The following is a 24,334-nucleotide window of genomic DNA, read 5'->3' on the forward strand; positions in this document are numbered from 1 at the left end:
GGCGTAAAATATCGAACTTGTTTTCGTTCGATACCGTATTTCCGGTGACAGCATGGCCTTAATCATTACCGACGAGTGCATCAACTGCGACGTTTGCGAGCCCGAGTGCCCGAACGACGCTATTTCGATGGGCCCGGAGATCTACGTGATCGATCCCGCGAAATGCACCGAATGCGTCGGCCATTTCGACGAACCGCAGTGCCGGCAGGTTTGCCCCGTCGAGTGCATTCCGAACGATCCGCAGCACGTCGAGACGCCGCAAGGCCTACTCGCGAAATACCACGCGCTGCAAGCGGCCAAAGCCGGGCAGAAGGCCTGACGCTGCGCGGGTCTCCGCCACGCTTCGCACGTCGAAAGTAGGCGGGCAGCGTGTCAGTTGCTGTGCAACTGCATCATCGCGCGCTCGGGCTCGCCCTTCACGACATGCGGCATCACGGCGAGCGAGCGCTCGATGGCTGCATCGATCACGCTTTGCTCTTCCTTGCGCGGCGGCTTCAAGACGAAATTGGCGACATCGGGTTTCGCGCCCGCCCGTGCGCTCTCGGGAATCGAATCGCGCGGGTGACCGATGCCGATGCGAAGCCGCCAGTACTGCTGCGAGGACAAATGCGCCGAGATGTCCTTCAGCCCGTTGTGTCCGCCGCTGCCTCCGCCTAGCTTGAGCTTGACGGAGCCGGGCGGCAGATCGAGCTCGTCGTGGGCGACGAGAATTTCGTCCGGCAGGATTTTGAAGAAATGGGCGACGGCAACGACCGATTGCCCCGATCGGTTCATGTAGGTTTGCGGCTCGAGCAGGTGGACTTCTTCGCCATGCAGGCGCGCTTTGGCGTACAGGCCATGGAAGCGCCGCTCGTCGCGTAGCGAGGCTCCCGCCTCGCGCGCGAGCTGATCGACGAGCCAAAAGCCGGCGTTGTGCCGCGTTGCCGTATATTCCGCGCCCGGATTCCCGAGGCCGACGATGAGCTTGATCATGCTGTGATGCCGGCTAGCCGGCTGGTGAACGAGATTTGATCCATCGCGAAAAAAAACCCGCCGGGCAAGCCGCGGCGGGTCACGTCGTCCGTTCCATTGAAACGGATCGAGAGGATAGGCGCGAAAGAGCGCTTACGCGGCCGGCGTTTCGCCTTCCGCAGCGGCTTCCGCCGCAGTCGCGCCGGCCGGAACGGCAGCCGAAGCGATGACGGGGTTTTCGCTTTCGATATGCGCGACGAGCGAGACGCCCTTCGGCAATGCGATGTCCTTAGCGTGCAACGATTGGCCGGCTTCCACCTTCGCGAGGTCGAGCTCGACGAATTCGGGCAGGTCGGCCGGCAGGCACTCGATTTCCACTTCCGTCACGACGTGCGAAATGATCGCGCCGCCGAGCTTCACGGCCGGGTTCGTTTCTTGGTTCATGAAGTGAACCGGCACCTTCGTGTGCAGCTTCTTGTTCGGGTCGACACGTTGGAAGTCGACGTGCAGCACGAGCTGACGGAACGGATGGTATTGAACGTCACGCAGCAGCACGCGTTGCGACTTGCCGGCCACTTCGAGATCGAGGATCGACGAGTGGAAGGCTTCTTTCTTCAGCGCATGCCACAGCGCGTTGTGATCGAGTTCGATCAGTTGGGGTTCCACGGCTGCGCCATACACGATCCCCGGCGTCTTGCCGGAGTTGCGCAGGCGGCGGCTCGCACCCGTACCTTGCAGGTTGCGCTCGAAAGCGACGACTTTCATGTTCAATCTCCATAGCTGCCCGCGACCAGGCAGTGATAAGGAGCCTTCCATGCCGCTACCGAACGGTGCAACACGTCAGGCCCCAGACGAAAACGGCGCGTTTCGTCAACCGAAGCGCGCCAAGGTGCCGAAGCCGCATGCTGGGTGCCGCGACTTCAGCGTATTCGATAGGCTCAGCTTTCCGCGAACAGCGACATCACCGAATCGCCGCGCCGAATGCGCGAGAACGTTTCGGCAAGCAGCCCCGCGCACGAAAGCAAACGGATCTTTGCGCACCCGCGGGTTTCTTCGCTCAGCGGGATCGTATCCGTGACGACGAGTTCATCGAGCGACGAGTTCGTGATGCGTTCCGCTGCGCCGCCCGACAGAACCGGGTGCGTCGCATAGGCGACGACTTGTTTCGCGCCGCGCTCTTTGAGCACTTGGGCAGCCTTGCACAGCGTGCCGGCGGTGTCGACCATGTCGTCCATGATCACGCAGGTGCGGCCTTCGACTTCACCGATGATGTTCATCACTTCCGCGACGTTCGCCTTGGGGCGCCGCTTGTCGATGATGGCCAGATCGCAGTTCAGCTGCTTGGCAAGCGCGCGCGCGCGGACCACACCGCCGACATCGGGCGACACCACCAGCAGATTCTCGTAGTTCTGCTTGCGCAGATCGCCGAGCAGCACGGGCGTGGCGTAGATGTTGTCGACCGGGATATCGAAGAAGCCCTGGATTTGATCGGCGTGCAGATCCATCGTGATGATCCGCTCGACGCCGGCGATTTCCAGCATGTTGGCGATGACCTTCGCCGAGATCGCGACGCGCGCCGAACGCGGGCGCCGATCTTGGCGGGCATAGCCGAAATAGGGGATGGCTGCGGTGATCCGGCCGGCAGACGCGCGTTTGAGCGCATCGACCATGATCATCAGTTCCATCAGGTTGTCGTTCGTCGGCGCGCACGTCGATTGAAGGACGAACACGTCCTTGCCACGCACGTTCTCTTGAATCTCGACTTGGATCTCGCCGTCGGAAAAACGGCTGACCATTGCTTTGCCGAGGGGGATGCCGAGGATTTTGACGACTTCCTGTGCAAGCGCCGGATTTGCGTTGCCAGTAAAAACCATCAGGCCGTCATGGCTGCTCATCATGCACCTGCTGCTGGAGGCGGGAACTGCGGGAATGTTTGGCAGGGGAGGAAGGACTCGAACCCTCGCATGCCGGAATCAAAATCCGGTGCCTTGACCAACTTGGCGACTCCCCTACACTGACTCTGAGCTTCGTCGGGCCTGCGGGACAGCCCCGACGATGCAAAACCTATGACGCGAACGCGAAAAGTGGATGCGTATCCAAACTCGATGCCACGGCGCTGGCCCAATCTGCAGGCAGCTTAGCTTGCGCCGCTTTCGCTTCGCCGATGCTCCGGAACGCGGCAAACACACTGGAGCCCGATCCGGTCATCCGCGCTGGCGCAATGGCTTCAAACCATTCGAGCACCTGCGCGACTTCCGCGTATTTTCCCACGACAACAGGCTGCATGTCATTCCGACCGAAGCTTTCCGGCCATCTTGCGCTGCAGCTTTGCTGTGCAAGAAAGTCCGTAATTGTGACGGCTTCGGAATCTCTTGTCAACGACTTGTCGGAAAAAATCGCCGCCGTCGGCACATGCACTTTGGGGGTGACCACCAGGAACCAGCGAGGCGGCAATTGTACAGCCTCGAGCGCTTCACCGACACCTTCGGCGAACGCGTTTTTGCCGAAGACGAAGAAGGGCACGTCCGCCCCCAGCCGCAGCCCCAATTCCTGCAGCACGTCGCGAGCCAAATTGAGCTTCCAGAGCCGATTGAGCGCAAGCAGGGTAGTGGCCGCGTCCGAGCTGCCGCCGCCGAGTCCCGCGCCCATCGGCAAGCGCTTTTCGATTTCGATGTCGACTCCGAACTTGGTGCCGCAGTGCTGCTTGAGCAGTTCGGCCGCGCGCACGACGAGGTCGCTCGCTTCCGGTACCCCGGGGACGTCGGTCTTGCGACGCAAGAGGCCATCCGCACGCAGCGTGAAATGCAGGACGTCGCCCCAATCGATCAACTGAAACGCGCTCTGCAGCGTGTGATAGCCGTCGGGCCGGCGGCCCGTCACGTGCAAGAACAGATTGAGCTTGGCGGGGGCTGCGCACTCGCGCAGCGAATCGGTCGTTTCGATCATGTGAAAAGCGGTACGGGACGGGAAGCGCGGTCAGCGATCGAGCACGAGCTTGATGTCGAGCGGCGGGTTCTGCCGCATCAAGTCGAGGCGCTTGACACCCGAGGCGGGCGCATCGGCGTAGGCCAAGTATTGGATGGTCCAGCCCTCTTGGTCGATTTCCTTCAGATGCGAGGTTTGTTCGGGATCGACGACCGTCTTCGCGCGTGAACTCGGCGCCGGCGAAGAGGCGAGCCAATAGCGCAACCCCTCGACCGGCAGCGCGAAGCCCAGGGTATGCTGCATCAAGTCGCTGACGTTATCGGCCGAGACCGGCTGCCGGTTCGGCAGTTCGAGCGTGGCCGACGCCGGCGACGAGGTCACGATCGCGAGGGTCTGCCCAAGCGGATTCAAAAGCTGCAGCGTGACCGTGTCGCCCTGTTGCTGCCAATCGAAGTTGCCGTAGGCGTTGCGCGTTTGTCCATTTTGGTCGACGTAGCGAACGGCGAAGCGGCCGTGATAGGCGCTCGCCGTTTGCGTCGAAAGCTCGGGGGTGGCGTTCGAGGTCGACGGGCCGTGGCGGGGCGCCGCCGCGCAGCCCGCGAGCATGACGGCAAGCGCCGCCGCCGCGCTTAGCGAAGCGCGGCGCGCGAGCGCGAAAGCAAAAGACGAAGCGTGCATCAGAGGTTGTTTGCGTTCACTTGAAAGCGTTCGAGCGTCTTGACGAGCGTCTCGTTGTCCGGCTCGAGTTTGCGCGCGCTGCGCCATGCGTCGAGCGCCTGCTTCTGATCGCCGCTCTTCCACAAAACCTCGCCAAGGTGGGCGCCGATTTCCGCGTTCGGCTGGATCTCGTAGGCGCGTTTGAGCAGCTTGGCTGCATCGACCGTTTCGCCCTTGCGATATTTGACCCAGCCGAGGCTATCCATGATGAACGCGTCGTTCGGCGCGAGCGACGAGGCTTTTTCGATCAGCTTGTCCGCCTCGTCCAGGCGCTGATTGCGATCGGCCAGCGAATAGCCGAGCGCGTTGTACGCTTGCGGGTTGTCGGGCTGCTCCTGCATGACCTTGCGCAGCACGTTTTCCATGAGATCGTAGTGGCCGTTCTTCTCGGCCGCCATCGCATAGTCGTATTGGATCTCGGGATCGCCCGGGAACGCTTCGTTCGCTTCATGCAAGCGCGACTCGGCGTCTTGATAGCGCTTCGCATCGAACAGGATCGCCGCGTCCGTGCGCGCGACGAGCGCTTGCTCGCGCGGATCGGACGGCTGCAGCTCGCTCAGGATGCGCCGCGCATCGTCGAGTTTCCCGGACTTGGCGAGCAGTTGCGCACGCGTCACGCGCGCCGTGATGTATTGCTGGCTCGACGGTTGAACTCTGTCGAGCCATTTCGCGGCATCTTGCTCGTGCTTTTGCTCGAGCGCGAGCTGGGCAAGATAAAGGTACGCTTGGCCCGGATCCGCGCCCGGTGTTTTTTCGGTCAGATCGGCGTATTGCGTCAGGTACTTTTGCGCGGCGTCGTACTGCTTCTGCTGAACCTTGATGAGCCCGAGCGCGAGCAGGGGCATCGGATCGTGGGCATCCATCGAGCGCAGGGACTCGAATTGCTTTTGCGCATCGTCGAGCCGGTCGCTCGACAAATACAGCTGGGCCAATGCGAGGCGTGCATCGCGCGCCTTCGGATTTTGTTTGACATACGACTCGAACGAAGCGATGCCTTCCTTGCGCTCTTCGGGGCCCATCTGACCGAGCGAAAGGGCGGCCGCCAGAAAGTCCGGCTTCAGTTTGAGCGCGCGCTCGAACGACGCGCGTGCGCCGGGCCGGTCGTCGGCGAGCAATTGCTGACGGCCGATCGCGAGCTGGGCTTCGGGGCGTCCCATATCGTCTTTCAACAAATCCTGCAGGACTTGCAGGCCGCCGACGCGGTTCGGGCCGCGCGAAAGCAGCGTTTGCAGCGCCAACAAGGCGTTGCCGCGGTTCTCGGCCGGCACTCTCGCAAGCTCGCTGGCGAGCAGCGGCTTCGCGTCGTCCGGCTTGCCCGACAACACGAGCAGCGACGCGTCCAGTTGCACGGCGCGCTCGGAATCGGGCGCGTACTCGTGCCAAAGCTGCGCGGCGGCCAAGGCGTCGGACGGACTCTGCGCCGCGAGCGCGATCTCGGCGGCGCGCTGCGCCATGCGGGGGTCGTGCGTGTCGCGGGCGAGCGCGAGGTAGGTTTGATACGCGGGCGCGGGCTCGTTTCGCTGCAGCGCGATTTCGGCGGCCAGCACTTGAAAGACGATTTGGCTCGACAATTGAACGTCGGGCAAATCTTTCTTCTCTTCGGGAAGGCCGGGCCCGAACAGATCCGCCGCGGTCGCGGAATTGTCGTCCGACGGCGCCGGATCTTGCGCGTGCGCCGGAATGGCGGCGAACGCCCAGGCGCACAGAACGGCGCCGACGATGCGGCTCGCGGGCGCGATGCGCCAAGCGGGGCGGGCGCCGACCGGGCGCTTGAGGAGCTGCTTGATGGGCAAAATCATGGAGATCCGTTCGAGGTTTCGGTCGATTGTAACGCGCTCGCTACAATACACGCAGATTCGACAGTGCAAGTTACAGACCTATCCGCACCCATTTTAGAGATGCCAGAGCTTCCGGAAGTTGAAGTCACCAAACGCGGCATCGAGCCGTACATTACGGGCCGTCGGGTCGAGCGCGTCGATGTGCGCACGCTCATGCTGCGCTGGCCCGTGCCGCCCGATTTGGCGAGCACGCTCGCGCGCCAGGCGGTGCGAGGGGTAAAGCGGCGCGGAAAGTATTTGTTGTTCGAGACCGATGCCGGGTGGTTCATCGTCCATTTGGGCATGACAGGCACGCTGCGCGTCTGGCCGCGCAAACAGATATCGGAGCCGGCCAAGCACGATCATATCGATTGGGTCTTCGACGAGTTCGTGCTGCGCTACCGCGATCCGCGTCGTTTCGGCGCGGTGCTGTGGCATGCGCGGGCCGCCGGCGACGTAGAAGCGCATCCGTTGCTGGCGAGCCTGGGCGTCGAACCGTTCACCGACGAATTCAGCGGCGAGCTCATTTTCCGGCGCACGCGCGGACGCACGGCATCGATCAAGCAGGTGCTCCTCGCGGGCACGATCGTCGTCGGCGTCGGCAATATTTATGCGTCCGAGAGCTTGTTTCGCGCCGGCATTCGGCCGACCACGCCTGCGGGCCGCGTCTCGCTGGCGCGCTGCGAGCGCCTGGCCGACGAGGTGCGCGCCACGCTGGCCGCCGCCATCGAGCGGGGTGGCAGCACCCTGCGAGATTTCGTCGGCAGCGACGGCGCGAGCGGCTATTTCCAACTCGATTGCTTCGTCTATGATCGGGCCGGCCAGCCGTGCCGTGTCTGCGGCGGCCCGATTCGCCAAATTGTCCAAGGGCAACGTTCCACCTACTACTGCGCGCATTGTCAGCGCTGACCAATCGCCTTCATGTCCGCTTCTCCCATTGTGATGGCGCCATGCGCCGCGTCGCTGCAGGACGCCTTCGCCACGCGGCTCGTCGAATGGCAACGCCGTCACGGGCGCCACGATCTGCCTTGGCAGAATACGCGTGATCCTTATCGCATCTGGCTGTCCGAGATCATGCTGCAGCAGACGCAGGTATCGACCGTCATTCCGTATTACGCGAAGTTTCTCGCGCGCTTTCCCGATGTCGCGGCGCTCGCCCGTGCGCCGATCGACGACGTGATGGCGCTTTGGGCCGGGCTCGGCTATTACTCGCGCGCGCGCAATTTGCATCGGTGCGCGCAGGCGGTGCTCGAGCGGCACGGCGGGACGTTCCCGGCTTCGCCCGAGCAATTGGCCGAACTGCCCGGTATAGGCCGCTCGACGGCGGCGGCGATTGCATCGTTCGCTTTCGGCGCGCGCGCGACGATTTTGGATGGCAACGTTAAGCGCGTGCTGGCGCGTGTGTTCGGCATCGACGGTTTTCCGGGAGAAAAACGCGTCGAAAGCGCGATGTGGACGCTCGCCGAGCGCTTGATGCCCGGGCAGCAGGCCTCGGACGACGACGTGAGCGCCTACACGCAAGGCTTGATGGATCTTGGCGCGACGCTTTGTATGCGCGGCAAGCCCGACTGCGGCCGCTGTCCGTTCGCCGCCGATTGCGTCGCCAATGCGACCGGCCGGCAACGCGAATTGCCCGCGGCGCGCCCGAAGAAGGTCGTGCCGTTGCGTCGAACTTGGATGCTCGTGCTGCGTGACGGCGCTTCGGTGCTACTCGAGCGCAGGCCACCGTTCGGTATCTGGGGCGGACTATGGAGCTTGCCCGAAGCCGCCGACGAGACCGCCTTGGCCGAGCGCGCAGGGGCGTTGGGCGCTGCTCCGGGCTTGGAGCGCTTGGCGCCGCTCACTCACACGTTCACGCATTTCAAGCTCGACATCGAACCGCGCTGCGCGGATCTCGCCCGACCGGGCGCCGTGGCGGCGATCGAAGCGCGCGAGGACGAGACGGCGTGGGTGCCGCTTGCGCAAATCGACGAATACGGCGTGCCCGCGCCCGTGCGCAAGCTGCTCGACGCGCTCAAAGGTTCATTGCTCTGACCTAACGCAGCCGCGCGCCGCGTATACGCGGGCGTCGGCAGCGAAGCTACAGCAATTGATGCTGCTGCATGTAGTGATGCACGGCATCGATCCGCGTATTGGCATCGGTCAGCTCCATCAGCTTTTGCCGAGCCCGCAGCGGAATTTGCAGGATCTCCGAGAGGCGATTGGAAACCCAGGTCGGATCTTCGAGGCGAAACGGCTCGGCGAACGGCACGCCGTCGGGGTCGCGCTCGCGAATCGTTTCGACGATGCGCTCTAGCACTTCGGCGCAGGCGCCGAACTTGGCGAGCGCTTCGCTGCCTTCGAGCGGGACATCGTCGGGCAGCGGCTCGGCCATGCCGACCAGCAGGCCGCTCGGTTCTTTGCGGTGCGACAGGAGGCGAAAGCGGCGCGTACCGCGTGCACGCACGAGCAGCATGCCGAAATCGTCGACGTCGCATTGCTCGATCGTCGCCAACGTGCCGATGAGTTCGGGCACGCACGCCACGTTCTCCTGCGCGACCTCACCGCCGCTCTTGAGTAGACAGACCCCGAACGGCGAACTTTCGCGCAGGCAGTCGCGCGCCATGTCGAGATAGCGCGCCTCGAAAATCTTCAACGGTAAAAGCCCATCCGGGAACAGCACGGTGTGCAGTGGAAAGAGCGGCAGGTCAGCGTAGACGGCAGGAGTAGTGGACATGGCGCACGCTTCGTATTGCCGCGTATGCCGCGGCGGGTTAAGCCGTTACCAACCGCGAGGACTCGTCAATGGCGACCGGCGCATCGCGATGCCGTACGATCACGGTCGCTTCGCGAGCGAGCCGCGCGGCGAGCGTTTCGGCAATGAACACGGAGCGGTGCTGGCCGCCCGTGCAACCGATGGCGACGGTCAAGTAGCTGCGGTTGTCCTCGCGAAAACGGGGCAGCCACTTCATGACGAATGTGTGGATGTCGTCGATCATTTCCTGCACGATCGGCAACGCCTCGAGGTAATCGATGACGGGCTGGTCGCGCCCGGTGAGCGGGCGCAAACGGTGATCGTAGTACGGGTTCGGCAAGGCGCGCACGTCGAAGACGAAATCGGCGTCGAGCGGCAGCCCACGCTTGAATCCGAACGACTCGAACATCAACATCAGGCCTTCGCGTTGTTCTTCGATGAAACGGGTCACCCAAGCACGCAGCACGTTCGCGCGCAGATTGCTGGTATCGATCTGATGGCCGAACTCCGCAAGCGGCGCGACGAGCTCGCGCTCGCGCTCGATCGCTTCCTCCAGCGAGGCAAGCAAGCCGACGTCGGCATCGTGCGCGGGCGTGCCGGACAGCGGATGCCGCCGGCGCGTCTCGGAGAAACGCTGGATCAGCGACTGCGTACTCGCATTGAGAAACAACACGCGCACGTCGTGTTCGCTCGCCAAATCGCGGATGATGCCGGGCATTTCGTCCAGCGAGGCGCTCGAACGCGCGTCGATCGCCACTGCCAGCCGCTCGTAGGCTTCGTCTTCGCTCGCGAGATACTGCGCGAGCGCGGGCAGAAAGCGAGGCGGCAGATTGTCGACGCAGTAGTAGCCTGCGTCGGCCAGTGCGTTCAACGCGACGGACTTGCCGGAGCCGGAGATGCCGGTGATCAGAACGATGCGCATGGGGAAGAACCAGTTCGTTTCATCATAGCACTGTCGCCCCGGCGCGACTGTGCTCGCCAGTGCTTGTTTTCGGCGGGGGAGGCGGCGCGCCCCCCGCGCTTCGTCACATGAGCTTGCCGGGCAATTGACTGTCCGGATCTTGCATTGCGATCCGTTGCCTATCCATGAAATCGCGCAAAGTGTCGATCCCGCGCAGCTGCAGGATCGTATTGCGCACGGCCGCCTCGACCAGCACGGCGAGGTTGCGGCCCGCCGCCACCTGAATCGTCACCTTGCTGATCGGCAGCCCCAGAACGTCCACGGTCTGACTTTCCAGCGGCAGGCGCTGGAATTCGCCGTCGGGCCTGCGCACGAGTTGCACGATCAACTTGAGCTTCATTTTGCGGCGCACGGCCGTTTCGCCGAAGATCGTTTTGATGTCGAGCAGGCCGAGGCCGCGCACTTCGAGCAGATTCTGCAAGAGAGGCGGGCAGCGCCCTTCGACGAAATCGGGTCCGAGCCGCACGAAATCGACGGCGTCGTCGGCCACGAGCCCGTGCCCGCGGCTGATGAGCTCGAGGCCGAGCTCGCTTTTGCCCAGGCCCGAATCGCCCGTCAAGAGCACGCCCATGCCGAGAATGTCGAGAAATACGCCGTGCAGCGTTGCCCGCGGCGCGAGGATGCGCGACATGTATAGGCGCAAGCTGTCGATCACGGCAGCGGGGGACATCGGCGTCGTAAACAGCGGCGTGGACGAACGCGTGCAGCGCAAGACGAGTTCCGGCGGCGCGGCGACGCCCCCCGCCACGACGAGAAACGGCGGCTCGAGCGCGATCAGCTCGGCCATGTGGCGCGAGCGGTCCTCGTCGGTTTGCCGCTGGTAGTAATTGACTTCCGCCTCGCCGAGCACTTGGATCCGATTCGGGTGAATCAAATTCAGGTGGCCGACGAGGTCGGCGCTCGAAGTCGCATTGGCGACGGTTTCGGCCGAGAAACCGCGTTCCCAGCCCTCATGCCCCGTCAGCCAGCTCAGTTTGAGCATGGCGGCGTTGTCGTCGAAAATACTTTGGGCGTTGATGCTGGACGTATCCATGAATCCGTTGCTCCAGTTTGACCGCGACGCGCGCGGCGACGACATGCGTCGAGCCGCCCGCCAAGGTCCATGAGCGGCGCCGGTCATGCGCCGTGCCGACTCCGCGGCTCGAGGCCCGCGGCGTTACGGCATGCTCAAGGGTGCCATTGGGTGAGCAGGCGATGCAACTCTTCGCGGTTTTGCTCGGTGTGCAGGCGCTCTCGCGCTTCCCGGTCCGACAGCAATTGCGCGATTTCCGAAAGGATTTCCAGGTGCTGCTGCGTGGCCTGTTCGGGCACGAGCAGGAAGATCAGGAGCGAGACCGGTTGCCCATCGGGCGATTCGAAGGGGATCGGCTGATCGAGGCGCACGAAAGCGGCCAGCGGCTGCTTGAGCCCCTTGATGCGCCCGTGAGGGATCGCTACGCCTTCGCCGAGCGCGGTGGAGCCGAGCCGTTCGCGAGCAAAGAGATTGTCGGTCACTGCGCTGCGGGCGATTCCGTTTTGGTTTTCGAAAATCAAGCCCGCTTGCTCGAACACGCGCTTCTTGCTGGTGACGGAAAGGTCGATAACGACGTTTTCGAGCGGTAGAAATTTGGCTAAACGATTCATGTTGGCAGGCTAACGCGTCGCCTGGGCGCTCCTCGCGGCAACTGGCTGGTGTCGATTTTCGGCCGTGCGCGCCGGCTGTTTCGGGCCGACGCCGACGGGCTGCAGTGCGGCCGGCTGCCCCTCAATAACCGGCACATTATAGAACAGGGCCGAAGCAGGTGGTGCGCCCGCCCTAGTGCAGCTCGACGGTTTCGCTTCGACACGAAAAAAAGCCGCTCGAATGAGCGGCTTTTTGCGCGGGGTGAGACGGTCTCGGCGTCGATCGTCGTCTTACGGCTGTGCCTGCTCGCCTGCCAAAGGCACGTCCTGATGTTTGATCGCATCGTGCTGATGCTCTTGGATGCGCCCTTTATGTCGTACGACCTGCCGGTCGAGCCGATCGACCATGAGATCGATCGCTGCGTACAGGTCGCCGTTGGCGCTTTCGATGAAGATATCCTTGCCCTTTAAGTGAAGGTTGATTTCAACCTTCTGCCGCTTATCCTTTTCCTTATGGTTGTCGACCGAGAGGACCACATTGCCATCGATCACCTGATCGAAATGTCTTAGCACCTTGTCGAGCTTGGTGATCACGTATTCTCGCAACGCCGGCGTGACTTCGAGATGGTGTCCACTGATCTTCAGATTCATAGTGCTCTCCAAACAAAAGGCTGCCTGGACACCATCGGTGCGCCTGCGCCGGTCGGGAGCGGCCCGCTCGAGTCATCACCCCGCGTGACTGACGAGCGGCGGGTCGTATCGGCCGGCCAAATCCGCTGATGGCGTCAGGGCCGGTAAACGCTCTCCGCAAAACGCGGAAAGCTTAAAGAGACTTACGCAAATTGACTGCGGGGATCTTGAGTGCTTCGCGGTACTTGGCGACCGTCCGGCGTGCGACCACGAATCCTTGCTCCGCCAGCAGTTCGGCTATGCGGCTGTCCGAAAGGGGAGTTTTCGAGTCTTCGGCTCCTATCAGTTGCTTGATCAGCGCGCGAATGGCCGTGGATGAGGCCGCGCCCCCCGTATCGGTCGACACGTGGGACCCGAAGAAGTACTTGAACTCGAGCGTCCCGAAAGGGGTGAGCATGTACTTGCCGGTTGTCACACGCGATACCGTCGATTCGTGTAAGCCCAGCGTATCAGCTATTTCTCGCAAAACCAAGGGGCGCATCGCGATTTCCCCATGCACGAAAAAGTTCTTTTGCCGCTCGACGATGGCCTGTGCGACGCGCAGGATCGTCTCGAATCGCTGCTGGATATTCTTGATCAGCCAGCGCGCTTCCTGCAACTGCTGGCGCAGGGAACCGCTACCCGGATCGCCGCGATTGTTGCGCAAAATATTCGCGTAGAGATGGTTGATGCGCAAACGCGGGACCACCTCGGGGTTCAGCTCGGCTTGCCAGCCGCCCGCGGTCTTCCTGACCATGATGTCGGGCACGACGTAATCGGCCTCGGCCTTGCCGTAAGCGGCGCCCGGAAACGGTTCGAGCGAGCGGATCAGCGTCTGCGCGTCGCGCAGTTCGTCGTCGGTCGCCTTTAGTTGCTTGCGCAACCGCGTGAAATCGCGCGCAGCCAGCAATTCGAGGTGGTTGGCCGTGATTTCGAGCGCGAGCTTGCGCGTGGGCGAATCCGGTAGCCGCAGCAACTGCAGCTTCAGGCATTCGGAGGCCGAGCGCGCGCCGACGCCTGCCGGATCGAAGCTTTGAAGCAGAGCAAGGGCGGCGCCGAGTTCGTCGAGGTCGACCTCGAGCTCGTCCGGCAGATCGGCCAGTATCTCGTCGAGCGAGGAAGTGAGATAGCCGTCGTCGCCGAGCGATTCGATCAAGAACGTGATCAGCGCGCGATCGCGCGGGCTCGCTTGCGTCACGCGCAGCTGCGCCATCAAATGGTCGCGCAGCGTCGTGGTGGATTCGTGGATCTGCAGCGGGGGCAAATCGTCGTCGTCCGATGCGCCGGACGAGCGGCCGTAATCGTCCAGATTCCATTGCGAGGAATCGTTGCCGTCGCTCGCGCCGAGCGGGCTGTAATCGTCGGAACTCGATGCCTCGCCGCCGTCCGCGCGCTCGGCGGGCTCGGACGAGCTTGCTCCGCTCATCGGCTCCGGCGCCGACGACGTGGGACTTTGCGCAATGACGGTGCCGTCACCGGCGACGCGCAGCGGGCTGGCGATCCATTCGTCTTCGGATTCCAGCAGCGGATTTTGCGAAACCGCCATCGCAACTTCCTGCTGCAATTCGAGCGTCGACAGCTGCAGCAATCGGATCGACTGCTGCAGTTGTGGGGTCAGCGCAAGATGCTGCGATAGGCGAAGTTGGAGGCTGGCTTTCATGGCAATGTGTCTTTCATTGTAGAGACTTTGCCACGCGCCGGGAACCTCGCGGCGACGATGGGATGCGTCGAACGGCCACGCGCCGCCGCGCAGCCTCGAAAAAAATGCTGGATGCGGTGATCCGAACCTTACATCCGGAAATGCTCGCCGAGGTACACGCGGCGCACGCTTTCGTTTTCGATGATCTCGCGCGGCGCGCCGGCCGCCAGCACCGAGCCGTCGCTTATGATGTAGGCGTGATCGCAAATACCCAGCGTTTCGCGCACGTTGTGGTCGGTGATGAGCACGCCGATGTTGCGCTGCTTGAGGAATTTGACGATCTTTTGAATCTCTAGCACGGCGATCGGGTCCACGCCGGCGAACGGCTCGTCTAGCAGAATGAAGCTCGGGTTCGTGGCCAGGGCGCGTGCGATCTCCACGCGGCGGCGCTCGCCGCCGGAGAGCGAGAGGGCCGGGTTTTCCCGCAGATGCGCAACCTGCAGCTCGTCGAGCAGCGCCTCGGTGCGCGCTTCGATCGCCGGCTTCGAGAGGCGTTTGCCGTTCTGGTCGCGCTGAAGCTCGAGCACTGCCCGAATATTCTCTTCGACCGTCAGCTTGCGAAACACCGAGGCCTCTTGCGGCAGGTACGACAAACCGAGGGCCGCGCGTTTGTGGATGGGCAGCAGGCTGATCGAATTGCCGTCCAGCACGATTTCGCCCGCATCGAGCGGCACGAGGCCGACGATCATATAGAACGACGTCGTCTTGCCCGCACCGTTGGGCCCCAGCAGACCCACCACCTCGCCGCTCTTCACGTCGAGCGAGACGTCCTTGACGACGGTGCGCGTGCCGTAGCGCTTCTTCAAGCTGCGCACGACGAGCGAACTCGCGGGGCGGTGCTGCTCGGGCGCGCTCGCGCCGTCCGTCGTCGCGGCGTGGGGGGATAGCGTATTCACTGCGGCACGTTTCCTTGAATGTGCGAGGCGGGCGCGAGCGTGGCTGGCGAGCCGGTGAGCGGCGCCGGCGCGCCGTTGCGCGGCGAAAGCATCGCGCGCACCCGGCCGCTCGGATTGCCCGGCCCGGCCACGTCTTTGCCCGCGCGCGCGGTGTAGAAGTCGTTCTGGCCGTCGTAGGTGATGACGCTGCCGTGGACTTCGTCCACGAGCGTCGTCAAACCTTGCAGGCGGCGAACGGTTGCGCGCGTGGTGAGCGTCGTCAAGTCTTGCTTGCCATCGTAGTCGATTCGCTCGGCGTTGCCCTCGACATATTCGTCGATGCCTTCGCGTTTTTGGCGGAAATAGGCGAGATCCTTGCTGCCGGCGGCCATGGTGCCCGTCGCATATTGATAGCCTTGCGGATCTTGATGCACGTCGACGCGATCGGCCTTGATGAGGATCGTGCCCTTCGTCGCGACGACGTGGCCCGTGAAGATCGTGACCTGTTTCAAATCGTCGTAGGTCATCTTGTCCGCCTCGATGTTGAGCGGCTTGTCCTTGTCGGCGCGCTCGGCATGCGCGGCGGGGCCGAATGCAAAGCCGGCGAGCGCGACCAGCGTCGCTGCGAGGGCGACGCGCGCTGACCGGCGTCCGATAGGCAAGAACGATTCGTTCATTCAGTCACGCTACGAAAAGATGGGCCCGGCTACTTCGCCCCGGCGGCGGGGCTGCCGCCGCCGGAGATATCCGAAGCCGCGATGGCGCCTCGGACATTGCCCGAAAGCTGCATCACGCGGGTGACGTTGTTGTAGTTCATGGCGCTTGCCGTCGCGATCGACAGGCCGCGCCGAAGTTTAACCGGCTTTTCCGTCTCGATCACATCGTCGTTCACGAGCACCCGGAAATGGACCGAGTCGGCTTGCATTTCGGGGTCGCCCGCACCCGCCGCGCGGACGATGCGCGCGTTATCGTACAAATCGACGATCGAGGCGTCGCCGTTGACGGTGCCGCGCTCGCCGGTAGCGGTCACGATCGGCCTGCCCGGCTGGAACGCTCGGACGGCCGGACGCGTGAGATCGCTATTTTCGTCGTCTTCGTAATGCACCATCTTGGCCGCCGTCAGCCGATATTGCGTCGTGCCGGACTGATCGAGCTCGGACACGGAGAAATTGTCGGCGAAGTAATCGGGCGTGTGCGTCTTGACGCCCTGTTCCCCGCGTGCAGCGGGCGGCAGCGTCGCCTGCAGCAGCCAATAGGTGCCGCCTGCGAGCGCTGCCAGAGCGAGCAGCGACAAGAGCGATGCGATGCGCGAGGAATTCATGCGGGCGGCGTCCCGCAAGCGGCCGCGAGCAGCGCTTCGTAGCGGTTGTGCGCGCGCAACAGCGCGTCGCATACTTCGCGCACCGCGCCCTGCCCGCCGCGCGCCTCCGATACCCAATGCGCGCGAGCGATCACCTCGGGATGGGCGTTGGCCGGGGCGGCGGCGAAGCCGCAGCGCGTGATGACGCCGAGGTCGGGCCAGTCGTCGCCCATGTAGCCGCATTGCTCGGCCGTGACATTCGCTTCACGCATCAACTCGACGAGCGTCGCCACTTTGTCGGCCGAACCTTGATGAATGTGCGAGACGCGCAATTCGGTGGCGCGCGCGAGCACGATGTCGGAGCGGCGGCCCGTGATGATCGCCGTTTGGATGCCCGCCTCGCCGAGCAGTTTCAGGCCGTGGCCGTCCATCGAGTTGAACGACTTCATGTAATCGCCCTGAGCCGTAAACATCAGGCTGCCGTCGGTCAGAACGCCGTCGACGTCGAAAATCATCAGCTTGACGCGGCTCGCGCGTTCTCTGGCCGTGAGGGGCGAGGCGGCCATCAAATCACCTTCTTCGAAAACAGATCGTGCATGTTGAGCGCACCGATCAATTTGCCTTCGCCGTCGACCACGAGCATCTGATTGATACGGTGACGCTCCATCGATTCGACGGCCTCGACGGCGAGATGGTCGGGGCCGATCGTGCGCGGCGTGCGCGTCATGACGTCGACGATCGGCAAATCGCGGAAATCTCCCGTGCGCTCGAGAACGCGCCGCAGATCGCCGTCCGTGAAGATCCCTTCGATGCGGCCTGCTTCGTCGACGATCGCCGTCATGCCCATGCGCTTGGCCGTCAACTGGAACAAGGCGTCGCGCACCGTCGCGTCCGCGCCGACCTGCGGCAACTGATCGCCCGTGCGCATCACGTCGCGCACATAGGTGAGCAGCCGCCGGCCGAGCGCGCCGCCCGGATGGGAGCGCGCGAAATCGTCCGCGCCGAAGCCGCGCGCATCGAGCACCGCCATCGCGAGCGCATCGCCGAGCGCGAGCGCGGCCGTGGTGCTCGCGGTGGGGGCGAGATCGAGCGGGCAGGCTTCCTTCGACACCCCGGCGTACAAGTGCACGTCGGCGAGCTGCGCGAGCGACGATTGCGGCCGCCCGGTCATCGCGATCAGCTTCGCGCCGAGGCGTTTGACGAGCGGCAGGATCGCGACGAGTTCTTCCGATTCGCCGGAATTGGAAAGGCCGATGAAGACGTCGTCCTTCGTGACCATGCCGAGATCGCCGTGGCTCGCTTCGGCCGGGTGCACGAAAAAGGCGGGCGTGCCCGTGCTCGCCAACGTGGCGGCGAGCTTGCGTGCGATGTGGCCGGATTTGCCGATGCCCGAAACGACGACGCGGCCGCGGCAACTCAGTAGTAAGTCGACCGCCGCGACGAAGCGCTCGTCGACTTGTTCGCGAAGCCCGCGCACGGCGTCGGCTTCGATGTCGAGGACTTCCCGGGCGAGCGCCAATGCCCGGTCGCCATTGATTTTCGCTATCATTCGCCGGAGTATAGCAAAGGCGTCGTTCGCCCCGCCGGGCCGCGCTCGACCGCCTGGCCCATAGCCGCCTCACGGCGCTCCAAACCGCCGAATGCGCGGCGCGTTGCCCGTGTCCGCGCATTTCGCTGACGACCGAGGACGCTTCGTACGTGATTTCTCCGCTCGAAATGACGCTCTTCCTGCTGCTTGCGTCGGTAGTGGGCGTCGTATTGTTCCGCTCGTTGAATTTGCCGCCGATGCTCGGGTATCTGACGGTGGGCATCGTTGTCGGGCCGCACGCGCTCGGTCTCGCGCCCGATTCGGAGCGCGCGCAGAATCTCGCCGAGTTCGGCGTCGTCTTCCTCATGTTCTCGATCGGGCTCGAGTTCTCGCTCGCCAAGCTGCGGGCAATGCGCAGCCTCGTGTTCGGGCTCGGCCTGCTGCAGGTGATCGGCACCGTCGGCGTTTCCGTGTTGGTGGGCTCGTTGCTCGAGCGCTGGATGCACGTGAGCTGGCAGGGCAGCATTGCGCTCGGCGGCGCGCTGGCGATGTCCTCGACGGCCATCGTCAGCAAAATGCTCGCCGAGCGCCTCGAAATCGAGACCGAGCACGGGCGCAACATCTTCGGCGTGCTGCTGTTCCAAGACTTGGCCGTGGTGCCGCTCTTGATCGTCATCGCCGCACTAGGCGGCGACTCGCACGATTTGGCGCGAACGCTCGGGATCGCGGCGCTCAAGATCGTGGTCGCGCTCTCGCTGCTGCTCTATGTCGGCCAGCGTTTCATGACGCGCTGGTTCAACGTCGTGGCGCGGCGGCGCTCGCAGGAGTTGTTCGTGCTGAACCTCTTGCTCGTCACGCTCGGGGCCGCGTTCATCACGGACAAGTTCGGGCTGTCGCTTGCGCTCGGGGCGTTCATCGCCGGCATGTTGATCGCGGAAACGCCGTACCGGCACCAGGTGGAAGAGGACATCAAGCCGTTTCGAGACGTATTGCTCGGGCTTTTCTTCATCACGACGGGTATGTTGCTCGATCCACGCGTGCTGATCGCGCATCCCTTGCTCGTGCTGGCGTTCTTGATCGGCCCGGTGTTGCTCAAGACCGTCATGATCACGGGGCTCGCGCGGCTTTTCGGCGCGACGCCGGGCGTCGCGATGCGCACGGGCTTGGGGCTCGCGCAAGCGGGCGAGTTCGGTTTCGTGCTGCTGAACTTGATTCTGGACAAGCGTCTCGTCGATGCCACGCTGCTGCAGGCGATTCTGGCGGCGATGCTGCTCTCGATGCTGGCCGCGCCATTCTTGATTCAAAACGCCGACCGCATCGTTTTGCGGCTTTCCTCGACTGAATGGATGCAGCAGTCGCTGCTCATGACGCGCATCGCAACGCAAAGCCTGCGGCAAAACGCCCACGTGATCATTTGCGGCTACGGTCGCGCGGGGCAGAACCTCGCGCGCATGCTCGAGCATGAAGGGCTGCCCTATGTCGCGCTCGATCTGGATCCGGATCGCGTGACGGCGGCCGCGGCGGCGGGGGAATCGGTCGTGTTCGGCGATGCGGCGCGGCGCGAGTCGCTCGTTGCGGCGGGTATCCACCGGGCCGCGGCCGTGGCGATCACCTACGCGAATACGCCGTCGGCCCTGCGCGTGCTGCACCACGTGCATGAGCTCGAGCCGGCGCTGCCGGTCATCGTGCGCACGGTCGACGATGGCGATCTCGAGAAACTGCTCGCAGCCGGCGCGACCGAGGTCATTCCCGAGATCGTCGAAGGCAGTCTCATGCTCGCGTCGCACACGCTCGTGCTGATGGGGGTGCCGATGCGGCGCGTGGTGCGGCGCGCCGAGGAGTTGCGCGATGCCCGCTACAGCCTGCTGCGCGGCTACTTTCGCGGCGCCGACGATCCGGGCGATGACGACGGCCATGACCAGGTGCGGCTACAATCCGTAGCGGTCGACGGCAATGCCGACGCCGTCGGACGCTCGCTCGATGAACTCGGGTTCGCTTCGATGGGCGTCGAGGTCACGGCGATCCGGCGGCACGGTATTCGCGGCGTCGAACCTGGCCCGGAGACGAAGCTGCGAGAGGCCGACATCGTCGTGCTGCGCGGCCTGCCCGAGGCGCTGGCGCTAGCCGAGGAGCGCTTGCTGCGCAGTCGCCGCGCCGGGGTGCCCGCCGTGTGAGCGCGGCGCGCCGCCTGCTACACCGCCTATTTCATCAATCGATTGCGGCCGTCCCTGCATGAGCACGGCCGAGTTCCTGCGGAGAATTTCATGTCCAATGCGCCCGCCGATGCGCCCCACGACGCCGCCGCGTTCATCAAAAGCCAAATTCGCACGATTCCCGACTGGCCGCTGCCCGGCGTGCAATTTCGCGATATCACGCCGCTGCTGCAGCGTCCGAAAACGCTGCGGGTGCTCATCGACCTGTTCATCGAGCGCTATGTCGAAGCGAAGCTCGACTACGTCGCGGGTCTCGATGCACGCGGCTTCATCATCGCGCCGATCGTCGCTTACGAGTTGAACCTCGGCTTCATTCCGATTCGCAAGATCGGCAAGTTGCCCTATAAGACGGTATCCGAGTCGTACGCGCTCGAATATGGGACGGCCACCGTGGAAATTCACGAGGATGCCTGCGAGCGCGGCAGCCGTGTCGTGATCGTCGACGATCTGATCGCGACGGGCGGCACGATGATGGCAGGCAAAAAGCTGCTGGAGCGGCTCGGCGCGGAGGTCGTCGAGGGAGCCGCCATTGTCGATCTGCCCGATTTGGGCGGCTCCAAGCTGCTGCGCGATAGCGGCTTGCCGCTCTACACGGTGACGGACTTTCCTGGGCACTGACGGGCATGGCGTCTCGCTGTGTCGGTGCGCGGCGGCCCTTGGGCGGGAGCGCCCGCCTGGCGAGGCGCCGCACGCATGCATCCCCCCATCGAATTCGATAGACGAAACCCAACATGCCGAACCTACCGTTGTTTCTCGCCGCCTCCGTGGCGATCACGGCCGCGCCCGGGCCCGACAACCTGCAAGTGCTCGCGCGCGGCATCGCGCAAGGCCGTGCCGCAGGCCTCGTGGCCGCGCTCGGCTTTGCCGCCGGGCTGACCTTCCATACGACGCTCGCCGCGTTCGGCATCGCGGCGCTCTTGCGCTCGTCGCCGCTCGCGTTCGAGATCGTCAAGATCGCAGGCGGCCTCTATCTGATTTGGATCGGCGTGAAGGCGCTGACGAGCCGCGGCTTGGCGAGCGCTCACGAGCGCGCGCCGGTGCCGCTCTTCACCGTGTTTCGCCAAAGCGTCGTCGGCAACATGATGAACCCGAAGGTGACGCTGTTCTTCGTCGTGTTCCTGCCTCAGTTCGTCGATCCGAGCGGCACGCAGCGCGTCGCCGTCCAGATGATCGAACTGGGCCTCGTTTTCATGCTGCAGACGCTGGCGATCTTTTCCGCGTTCGGTTTGTTCGCCGGTGCGCTCGGCGCGTGGCTCAAGCGTCGTCCGCGCGCCGGTGTCTGGCTCGACCGGCTCGCGGGCGCAACTTTCATCGCGCTCGGGCTGCGCGTGGCGTTGCGCGATTGAGGCGCGATCCGTCTTCTCGCCGGCCGTACCCGTCAAGGAGTTTCAATGAGCTTGCCCTGCATCGCCCATGCGCGCCGCTTCGAGCCGCAGGCGCACCGTCCGTTTTTCATGGCTTCCGAGCAAGTCGGATGGATACGCGAGCACGACGTCGCGCTGCTTGCGCGGTGGCCCGACGTCTTCGAGATCGACGCCAGAGCGGTGACGTTGGCCGCTCGTTTCGACGGGAGCGCCGACAGCCGGTCCGCGGCGTTGGGCGCTGTCATCGGTGCGCTCGCGGGGCAGGGGCGCATCGTCGGTTGGCGCGACGAGACTTACGCGATTCGCAATGCCTTCGACGCTGCGCCGCTCGCCTATATCGAGCGGGCCGCTGCGCGCTTCTTCGGCACGAGGACCTACGCGGTGCATTTGAACGGCATCGTAAAATACGCGGGTCGGGCGCCGCAGCTTTGGATCGCGCGCCGCAGCCAGACCAAGGCGACCGACCCGGGCATGCTGGACAACGTAGTTGCGGGCGGCATTGCTTGGGGCTTGTCGATCGAAGAGACGATCGTCAAGGAATGCTGGGAAGAGGCCGGCATCGAAGCCGCTCTGGCCGGCAAGGCCGAACCCGGACGTACGGTGCATGTGCTGCAGTCGCTGCCCGAAGGTACGCAGGCCGAGCAGATTTTCATCTACGACCTGCCGCTGCCCGAGGATTTCGCCCCGCGCAACCAGGATGGAGAAGTGGGCGAACACCGGCTCGCGCGCATCGACGAGGTCGCGCGTTGGATCGAGGACGGCGAGATGACCGTCGATGCGAGCCTTGCGACGCTCGACTGCATGCTGCGCCACGATTGGATCGATGAGGACGCCTGCGCGGGCATCGATACGCTTTTCGCCGCGCCGCTCGTCACGCGCTGAACGGATCGCATGCGCTGAATACGCGAGCGCTACGGCAGGGATCAAACATAGGAGTCAACTCGGTCATGTCGACCCAACACAGCTTCATCTTGAAACTATCGTGCCCCGATCGGCCCGGCATCGTCCACGCGGTATCGGGGTTCCTGTTCGAGCGCGGCGCCAATATTCTCGACTCTGCACAATTCGGCGATAGCCGCACGGGCGAATTTTTCATGCGCGTGCACTTTCAACAAGTAGGCGGCGACCCGGGGCTCGATGCGCTGCGCGAAGCGTTCGCGCCGTTGGCCGCGGAATTTTCGATGCGATCGGAGATCCACGACGCAGCGCTCAAGCCGAAGGTCGTCATCATGGTCTCGAAAATCGGCCATTGCTTGAACGATTTACTGTTCCGCTATCGCACGGGGCAACTGCCGATCGAGATTGCCGCGATCATTTCGAATCACAAAGATTTCTATCAGCTCGCCGCAAGTTATGACATCCCGTTCCATCACTTCCCGCTGATGGACTCGACGGGCGCCGCCAAAGCCGCGCAAGAGGCGCGCGTGCTCGAAGTGATCGACCAAAACGCGGCCGATCTGGTCGTGCTCGCGCGCTATATGCAGATCTTGTCGCCGAATCTGTGCGAGCACTTGTCGGGCCGGGCGATCAATATCCATCACTCGTTCTTGCCGAGCTTCAAGGGCGCCAAGCCGTACTACCAGGCGTTCGACCGGGGCGTGAAGTTGATCGGCGCGACCGCCCATTACGTCACGACCGATCTTGACGAAGGTCCGATCATCGAGCAGGAAGTGGAGCGCGTCGATCACAGCATGACGCCCGACCAACTAACTGCGATCGGCCGCGACGTCGAGTGCGTGACGCTGGCGCGCGCGGTGAAGTGGCATGTCGAGCATCGGATCGTGCTGAATGGGACGAAAACGGTCGTGTTTCGTTGAACGCGCGGGTGCGCGGCTGAGCGCCGGAGCGTTCCCCGCGCGCCAACCTCAAACCAGCCGCAGATAAACGAGTTCGCGTTTGATGTAAGCGTAGAAGATGGGCGCGGCCACGAGCCCCGGCACGCCCGCTGCCGCTTCCATGATCAGCATGGCCAGCAGCAGTTCCCAGGCGCGCGCCTCGATTTGCCCGCCGACGATCCGCGCATTCAGAAAATATTCGAACTTGTGGACCAATACCAGAAAGACGAGCGAGGAAATGGCCGTCGGCAGGCTGACGGCGAGCGAGACGGCGACGATCAGCGTATTCGAGATCAGATTGCCGATAACCGGCAGCAGCCCCGCGATAAACGTGACGAGCACGAGCGTCTTCGACAGCGGCAGCCGCTCGTGAAAAATCGGTAACGCGATCAGCAAGTAAAGCGCCGTGAACACCGCGTTGATCGTCGATATCTTGACTTGTGCGAACACGATCCGCCGGAACGCATCCGCAAAGCGCGAGGCTCGCGCGACGAGCGCCGTGGACAGCGGCAGCCGCTGCATGTGGCGCTCGCTCGTGATGGCGATCATCGCGCCGATGATCATCCCGAACAGCACATGGCCGAACCCGCGGGCAACGTTCTTACCGCCTTGTTGTAGTTGCTCCATGTGCGTATGCACGAGCATGCCGGCCTTTTGCTTCATCTGCGAGACATCGCCCGGCAGCATGGCGGAGAGCCAATCGGGCGAGCGCGAGCGCGCTTGATCGACGATCTGCATGACCTGATCGAGCAAGTTTTGAATGTTCGGCACCGTGTGCTCGAAGTGCTCGACGATGCCGATCGAGATGCCCGTCAGGCCTCCGACGACCACGGTCGCGATGACCACGACGGCGACCCAGCGCGCGCGCTGGCTGGACATGTGGCGCTCGATGCCGGGCGCGATCGTGTGGACGAGTTGATAGACGAGCATGCCCGCAAGCAGCGCGCCGAGTAGCTTGAAGTGCAGAACCGCCCACATGCCGGCGAAGGCGAGCAGGTAACTGCCGATCTCGACCGCCGACAGCTTCGGCAGGCTCATGTCGCTCGTGAGCCGCACGGGACGTCCGACGACCTCCCGCATGCGGGTGTCTTCGGGGGCCTCGTTGCGCTTAGCCATGATATGTCTGGTCTCCAACCGATGTCGG

26 protein-coding genes and 1 tRNA gene are annotated in these 24,334 nt (G+C 63.9%); 8 read left to right on the top strand and 19 right to left on the bottom strand.

Annotated elements, in window-relative coordinates:
- Nucleotides 1-52 precede the first annotated feature (52 nt).
- Entirely contained in the window at nt 53-319 is a 267-nt protein-coding gene (locus QQS38_RS08005) for a YfhL family 4Fe-4S dicluster ferredoxin (RefSeq protein ID WP_479644834.1), read from the top strand.
- Between the two features lie 53 nt (nt 320-372).
- On the opposite strand, the gene pth is transcribed toward QQS38_RS08005, so the two are convergent.
- The 7 genes from pth to QQS38_RS08040 all read right to left on the bottom strand — a co-directional run bounded on the left by pth (nt 373) and on the right by QQS38_RS08040 (nt 6,392).
- Entirely contained in the window at nt 373-972 is a 600-nt protein-coding gene (gene pth, locus QQS38_RS08010; RefSeq protein WP_479644835.1) for an aminoacyl-tRNA hydrolase, read from the bottom strand.
- Nucleotides 973-1,104: 132 nt separating this feature from the next.
- Nucleotides 1,105-1,716: a 50S ribosomal protein L25/general stress protein Ctc gene (locus tag QQS38_RS08015; RefSeq protein ID WP_479644836.1), complete on the bottom strand. Its 612-nt coding sequence runs from the start codon at nt 1,714-1,716 to the stop codon at nt 1,105-1,107.
- A 173-nt stretch (nt 1,717-1,889) separates the two neighbouring features.
- Nucleotides 1,890-2,846 (bottom strand): ribose-phosphate pyrophosphokinase, encoded by a 957-nt coding sequence (locus QQS38_RS08020; RefSeq protein WP_479644996.1) that lies wholly within the window; start codon nt 2,844-2,846, stop codon nt 1,890-1,892.
- A 39-nt stretch (nt 2,847-2,885) separates the two neighbouring features.
- A tRNA-Gln gene (locus QQS38_RS08025) sits at nt 2,886-2,962 on the bottom strand.
- Nucleotides 2,963-3,015: 53 nt separating this feature from the next.
- Nucleotides 3,016-3,897: a 4-(cytidine 5'-diphospho)-2-C-methyl-D-erythritol kinase gene (gene ispE / locus QQS38_RS08030; protein WP_479644837.1), complete on the bottom strand. Its 882-nt coding sequence runs from the start codon at nt 3,895-3,897 to the stop codon at nt 3,016-3,018.
- Between the two features lie 30 nt (nt 3,898-3,927).
- Entirely contained in the window at nt 3,928-4,554 is a 627-nt protein-coding gene (lolB, locus tag QQS38_RS08035; protein WP_479644838.1) for a lipoprotein insertase outer membrane protein LolB, read from the bottom strand.
- Nucleotides 4,554-6,392, bottom strand: coding sequence for a tetratricopeptide repeat protein (locus tag QQS38_RS08040; RefSeq protein WP_479644839.1), 1,839 nt, complete (start codon nt 6,390-6,392; stop codon nt 4,554-4,556). Before QQS38_RS08040 ends, lolB begins: the two co-directional genes overlap by 1 nt.
- Before the next feature lie 99 nt (nt 6,393-6,491).
- On the opposite strand from QQS38_RS08040, the gene mutM reads away from it, so the two are divergent.
- Nucleotides 6,492-7,319, top strand: coding sequence for a bifunctional DNA-formamidopyrimidine glycosylase/DNA-(apurinic or apyrimidinic site) lyase (mutM, locus tag QQS38_RS08045; RefSeq protein WP_479644840.1), 828 nt, complete (start codon nt 6,492-6,494; stop codon nt 7,317-7,319).
- A 12-nt stretch (nt 7,320-7,331) separates the two neighbouring features.
- Nucleotides 7,332-8,444, top strand: coding sequence for an A/G-specific adenine glycosylase (mutY, locus tag QQS38_RS08050; protein WP_479644841.1), 1,113 nt, complete (start codon nt 7,332-7,334; stop codon nt 8,442-8,444).
- Between the two features lie 46 nt (nt 8,445-8,490).
- Here the strand turns inward: mutY and QQS38_RS08055 are convergent, their stop codons facing one another.
- The 11 genes from QQS38_RS08055 to kdsD form a co-directional block, all read right to left on the bottom strand.
- Nucleotides 8,491-9,126, bottom strand: coding sequence for an LON peptidase substrate-binding domain-containing protein (locus tag QQS38_RS08055; RefSeq protein WP_479644842.1), 636 nt, complete (start codon nt 9,124-9,126; stop codon nt 8,491-8,493).
- 37 nt (nt 9,127-9,163) lie between these two features.
- Nucleotides 9,164-10,066, bottom strand: coding sequence for an RNase adapter RapZ (gene rapZ, locus QQS38_RS08060; RefSeq protein ID WP_479644843.1), 903 nt, complete (start codon nt 10,064-10,066; stop codon nt 9,164-9,166).
- A 103-nt stretch (nt 10,067-10,169) separates the two neighbouring features.
- Complete coding sequence (hprK, locus tag QQS38_RS08065) at nt 10,170-11,138, bottom strand: HPr(Ser) kinase/phosphatase (RefSeq protein WP_102609100.1); 969 nt, start codon at nt 11,136-11,138, stop codon at nt 10,170-10,172.
- Nucleotides 11,139-11,272: 134 nt separating this feature from the next.
- A complete protein-coding gene (gene ptsN, locus QQS38_RS08070) occupies nt 11,273-11,728 on the bottom strand; it encodes a PTS IIA-like nitrogen regulatory protein PtsN (RefSeq protein WP_479644844.1) in 456 nt (151 codons plus the stop codon).
- Nucleotides 11,729-11,998: 270 nt separating this feature from the next.
- Nucleotides 11,999-12,358, bottom strand: a complete 360-nt coding sequence (hpf, locus tag QQS38_RS08075) for a ribosome hibernation-promoting factor, HPF/YfiA family (protein WP_277427387.1) — start codon at nt 12,356-12,358, stop codon at nt 11,999-12,001.
- A 172-nt stretch (nt 12,359-12,530) separates the two neighbouring features.
- Entirely contained in the window at nt 12,531-14,036 is a 1,506-nt protein-coding gene (locus tag QQS38_RS08080; protein ID WP_479644845.1) for an RNA polymerase factor sigma-54, read from the bottom strand.
- A gap of 128 nt (nt 14,037-14,164) precedes the next feature.
- Nucleotides 14,165-14,890, bottom strand: a complete 726-nt coding sequence (gene lptB / locus QQS38_RS08085) for an LPS export ABC transporter ATP-binding protein (RefSeq protein ID WP_479644997.1) — start codon at nt 14,888-14,890, stop codon at nt 14,165-14,167.
- A 77-nt stretch (nt 14,891-14,967) separates the two neighbouring features.
- A complete protein-coding gene (gene lptA / locus QQS38_RS08090) occupies nt 14,968-15,627 on the bottom strand; it encodes a lipopolysaccharide transport periplasmic protein LptA (RefSeq protein WP_479644846.1) in 660 nt (219 codons plus the stop codon).
- Nucleotides 15,628-15,656: 29 nt separating this feature from the next.
- Entirely contained in the window at nt 15,657-16,271 is a 615-nt protein-coding gene (lptC, locus tag QQS38_RS08095) for an LPS export ABC transporter periplasmic protein LptC (protein WP_479644847.1), read from the bottom strand.
- On the bottom strand, nt 16,268-16,816 hold the full coding sequence (locus QQS38_RS08100; RefSeq protein ID WP_479644848.1) for a KdsC family phosphatase: 549 nt from the start codon (nt 16,814-16,816) through the stop codon (nt 16,268-16,270). The genes lptC and QQS38_RS08100 overlap by 4 nt, the downstream gene beginning before the upstream one ends.
- Nucleotides 16,816-17,799, bottom strand: a complete 984-nt coding sequence (gene kdsD, locus QQS38_RS08105; RefSeq protein WP_479644849.1) for an arabinose 5-phosphate isomerase KdsD — start codon at nt 17,797-17,799, stop codon at nt 16,816-16,818. Before kdsD ends, QQS38_RS08100 begins: the two co-directional genes overlap by 1 nt.
- A gap of 149 nt (nt 17,800-17,948) precedes the next feature.
- Between kdsD and QQS38_RS08110 the strand changes: the two genes are divergently transcribed.
- The 5 genes from QQS38_RS08110 to purU all read left to right on the top strand — a co-directional run bounded on the left by QQS38_RS08110 (nt 17,949) and on the right by purU (nt 23,172).
- Nucleotides 17,949-19,952: a monovalent cation:proton antiporter family protein gene (locus tag QQS38_RS08110; RefSeq protein WP_479644850.1), complete on the top strand. Its 2,004-nt coding sequence runs from the start codon at nt 17,949-17,951 to the stop codon at nt 19,950-19,952.
- A gap of 90 nt (nt 19,953-20,042) precedes the next feature.
- A complete protein-coding gene (locus tag QQS38_RS08115) occupies nt 20,043-20,609 on the top strand; it encodes an adenine phosphoribosyltransferase (protein WP_479644851.1) in 567 nt (188 codons plus the stop codon).
- Nucleotides 20,610-20,722: 113 nt separating this feature from the next.
- Nucleotides 20,723-21,337, top strand: a complete 615-nt coding sequence (locus tag QQS38_RS08120) for a LysE family translocator (protein WP_479644852.1) — start codon at nt 20,723-20,725, stop codon at nt 21,335-21,337.
- Between the two features lie 45 nt (nt 21,338-21,382).
- Nucleotides 21,383-22,237 carry an NUDIX hydrolase gene (locus tag QQS38_RS08125; protein WP_479644853.1) on the top strand — a complete coding sequence of 285 codons (855 nt, stop codon included), beginning with the start codon at nt 21,383-21,385 and terminating at the stop codon, nt 22,235-22,237.
- A gap of 65 nt (nt 22,238-22,302) precedes the next feature.
- On the top strand, nt 22,303-23,172 hold the full coding sequence (gene purU / locus QQS38_RS08130) for a formyltetrahydrofolate deformylase (RefSeq protein WP_479644854.1): 870 nt from the start codon (nt 22,303-22,305) through the stop codon (nt 23,170-23,172).
- Nucleotides 23,173-23,220: 48 nt separating this feature from the next.
- On the opposite strand, the gene QQS38_RS08135 is transcribed toward purU, so the two are convergent.
- The gene (locus tag QQS38_RS08135) at nt 23,221-24,306 is read right to left on the bottom strand and encodes an AI-2E family transporter (protein ID WP_479644855.1); all 1,086 of its coding nucleotides are present in this window, start codon (nt 24,304-24,306) and stop codon (nt 23,221-23,223) included.
- Nucleotides 24,307-24,334: the final 28 nt, after the last annotated feature.

It is taken from the genome of Trinickia sp. Z7 (genome assembly GCF_056498045.1).

Bases quoted from the DNA above. Each gene is read 5' to 3' on its own strand.
- QQS38_RS08005 (WP_479644834.1), top strand. From the start codon at position 53: ATGGCCTTAATCATTACCGACGAGTGCATCAACTGCGACGTTTGCGAG.
- pth (WP_479644835.1), bottom strand. From the start codon at position 972: ATGATCAAGCTCATCGTCGGCCTCGGGAATCCGGGCGCGGAATATACG.
- QQS38_RS08015 (WP_479644836.1), bottom strand. From the start codon at position 1,716: ATGAAAGTCGTCGCTTTCGAGCGCAACCTGCAAGGTACGGGTGCGAGC.
- QQS38_RS08020 (WP_479644996.1), bottom strand. From the start codon at position 2,846: ATGAGCAGCCATGACGGCCTGATGGTTTTTACTGGCAACGCAAATCCG.
- ispE (WP_479644837.1), bottom strand. From the start codon at position 3,897: ATGATCGAAACGACCGATTCGCTGCGCGAGTGCGCAGCCCCCGCCAAG.
- lolB (WP_479644838.1), bottom strand. From the start codon at position 4,554: ATGCACGCTTCGTCTTTTGCTTTCGCGCTCGCGCGCCGCGCTTCGCTA.
- QQS38_RS08040 (WP_479644839.1), bottom strand. From the start codon at position 6,392: ATGATTTTGCCCATCAAGCAGCTCCTCAAGCGCCCGGTCGGCGCCCGC.
- mutM (WP_479644840.1), top strand. From the start codon at position 6,492: ATGCCAGAGCTTCCGGAAGTTGAAGTCACCAAACGCGGCATCGAGCCG.
- mutY (WP_479644841.1), top strand. From the start codon at position 7,332: ATGTCCGCTTCTCCCATTGTGATGGCGCCATGCGCCGCGTCGCTGCAG.
- QQS38_RS08055 (WP_479644842.1), bottom strand. From the start codon at position 9,126: ATGTCCACTACTCCTGCCGTCTACGCTGACCTGCCGCTCTTTCCACTG.
- rapZ (WP_479644843.1), bottom strand. From the start codon at position 10,066: ATGCGCATCGTTCTGATCACCGGCATCTCCGGCTCCGGCAAGTCCGTC.
- hprK (WP_102609100.1), bottom strand. From the start codon at position 11,138: ATGGATACGTCCAGCATCAACGCCCAAAGTATTTTCGACGACAACGCC.
- ptsN (WP_479644844.1), bottom strand. From the start codon at position 11,728: ATGAATCGTTTAGCCAAATTTCTACCGCTCGAAAACGTCGTTATCGAC.
- hpf (WP_277427387.1), bottom strand. From the start codon at position 12,358: ATGAATCTGAAGATCAGTGGACACCATCTCGAAGTCACGCCGGCGTTG.
- QQS38_RS08080 (WP_479644845.1), bottom strand. From the start codon at position 14,036: ATGAAAGCCAGCCTCCAACTTCGCCTATCGCAGCATCTTGCGCTGACC.
- lptA (WP_479644846.1), bottom strand. From the start codon at position 15,627: ATGAACGAATCGTTCTTGCCTATCGGACGCCGGTCAGCGCGCGTCGCC.
- lptC (WP_479644847.1), bottom strand. From the start codon at position 16,271: ATGAATTCCTCGCGCATCGCATCGCTCTTGTCGCTGCTCGCTCTGGCA.
- QQS38_RS08100 (WP_479644848.1), bottom strand. From the start codon at position 16,816: ATGGCCGCCTCGCCCCTCACGGCCAGAGAACGCGCGAGCCGCGTCAAG.
- kdsD (WP_479644849.1), bottom strand. From the start codon at position 17,799: ATGATAGCGAAAATCAATGGCGACCGGGCATTGGCGCTCGCCCGGGAA.
- QQS38_RS08115 (WP_479644851.1), top strand. From the start codon at position 20,043: ATGTCCAATGCGCCCGCCGATGCGCCCCACGACGCCGCCGCGTTCATC.
- QQS38_RS08120 (WP_479644852.1), top strand. From the start codon at position 20,723: ATGCCGAACCTACCGTTGTTTCTCGCCGCCTCCGTGGCGATCACGGCC.
- QQS38_RS08125 (WP_479644853.1), top strand. From the start codon at position 21,383: ATGAGCTTGCCCTGCATCGCCCATGCGCGCCGCTTCGAGCCGCAGGCG.
- purU (WP_479644854.1), top strand. From the start codon at position 22,303: ATGTCGACCCAACACAGCTTCATCTTGAAACTATCGTGCCCCGATCGG.
- QQS38_RS08135 (WP_479644855.1), bottom strand. From the start codon at position 24,306: ATGGCTAAGCGCAACGAGGCCCCCGAAGACACCCGCATGCGGGAGGTC.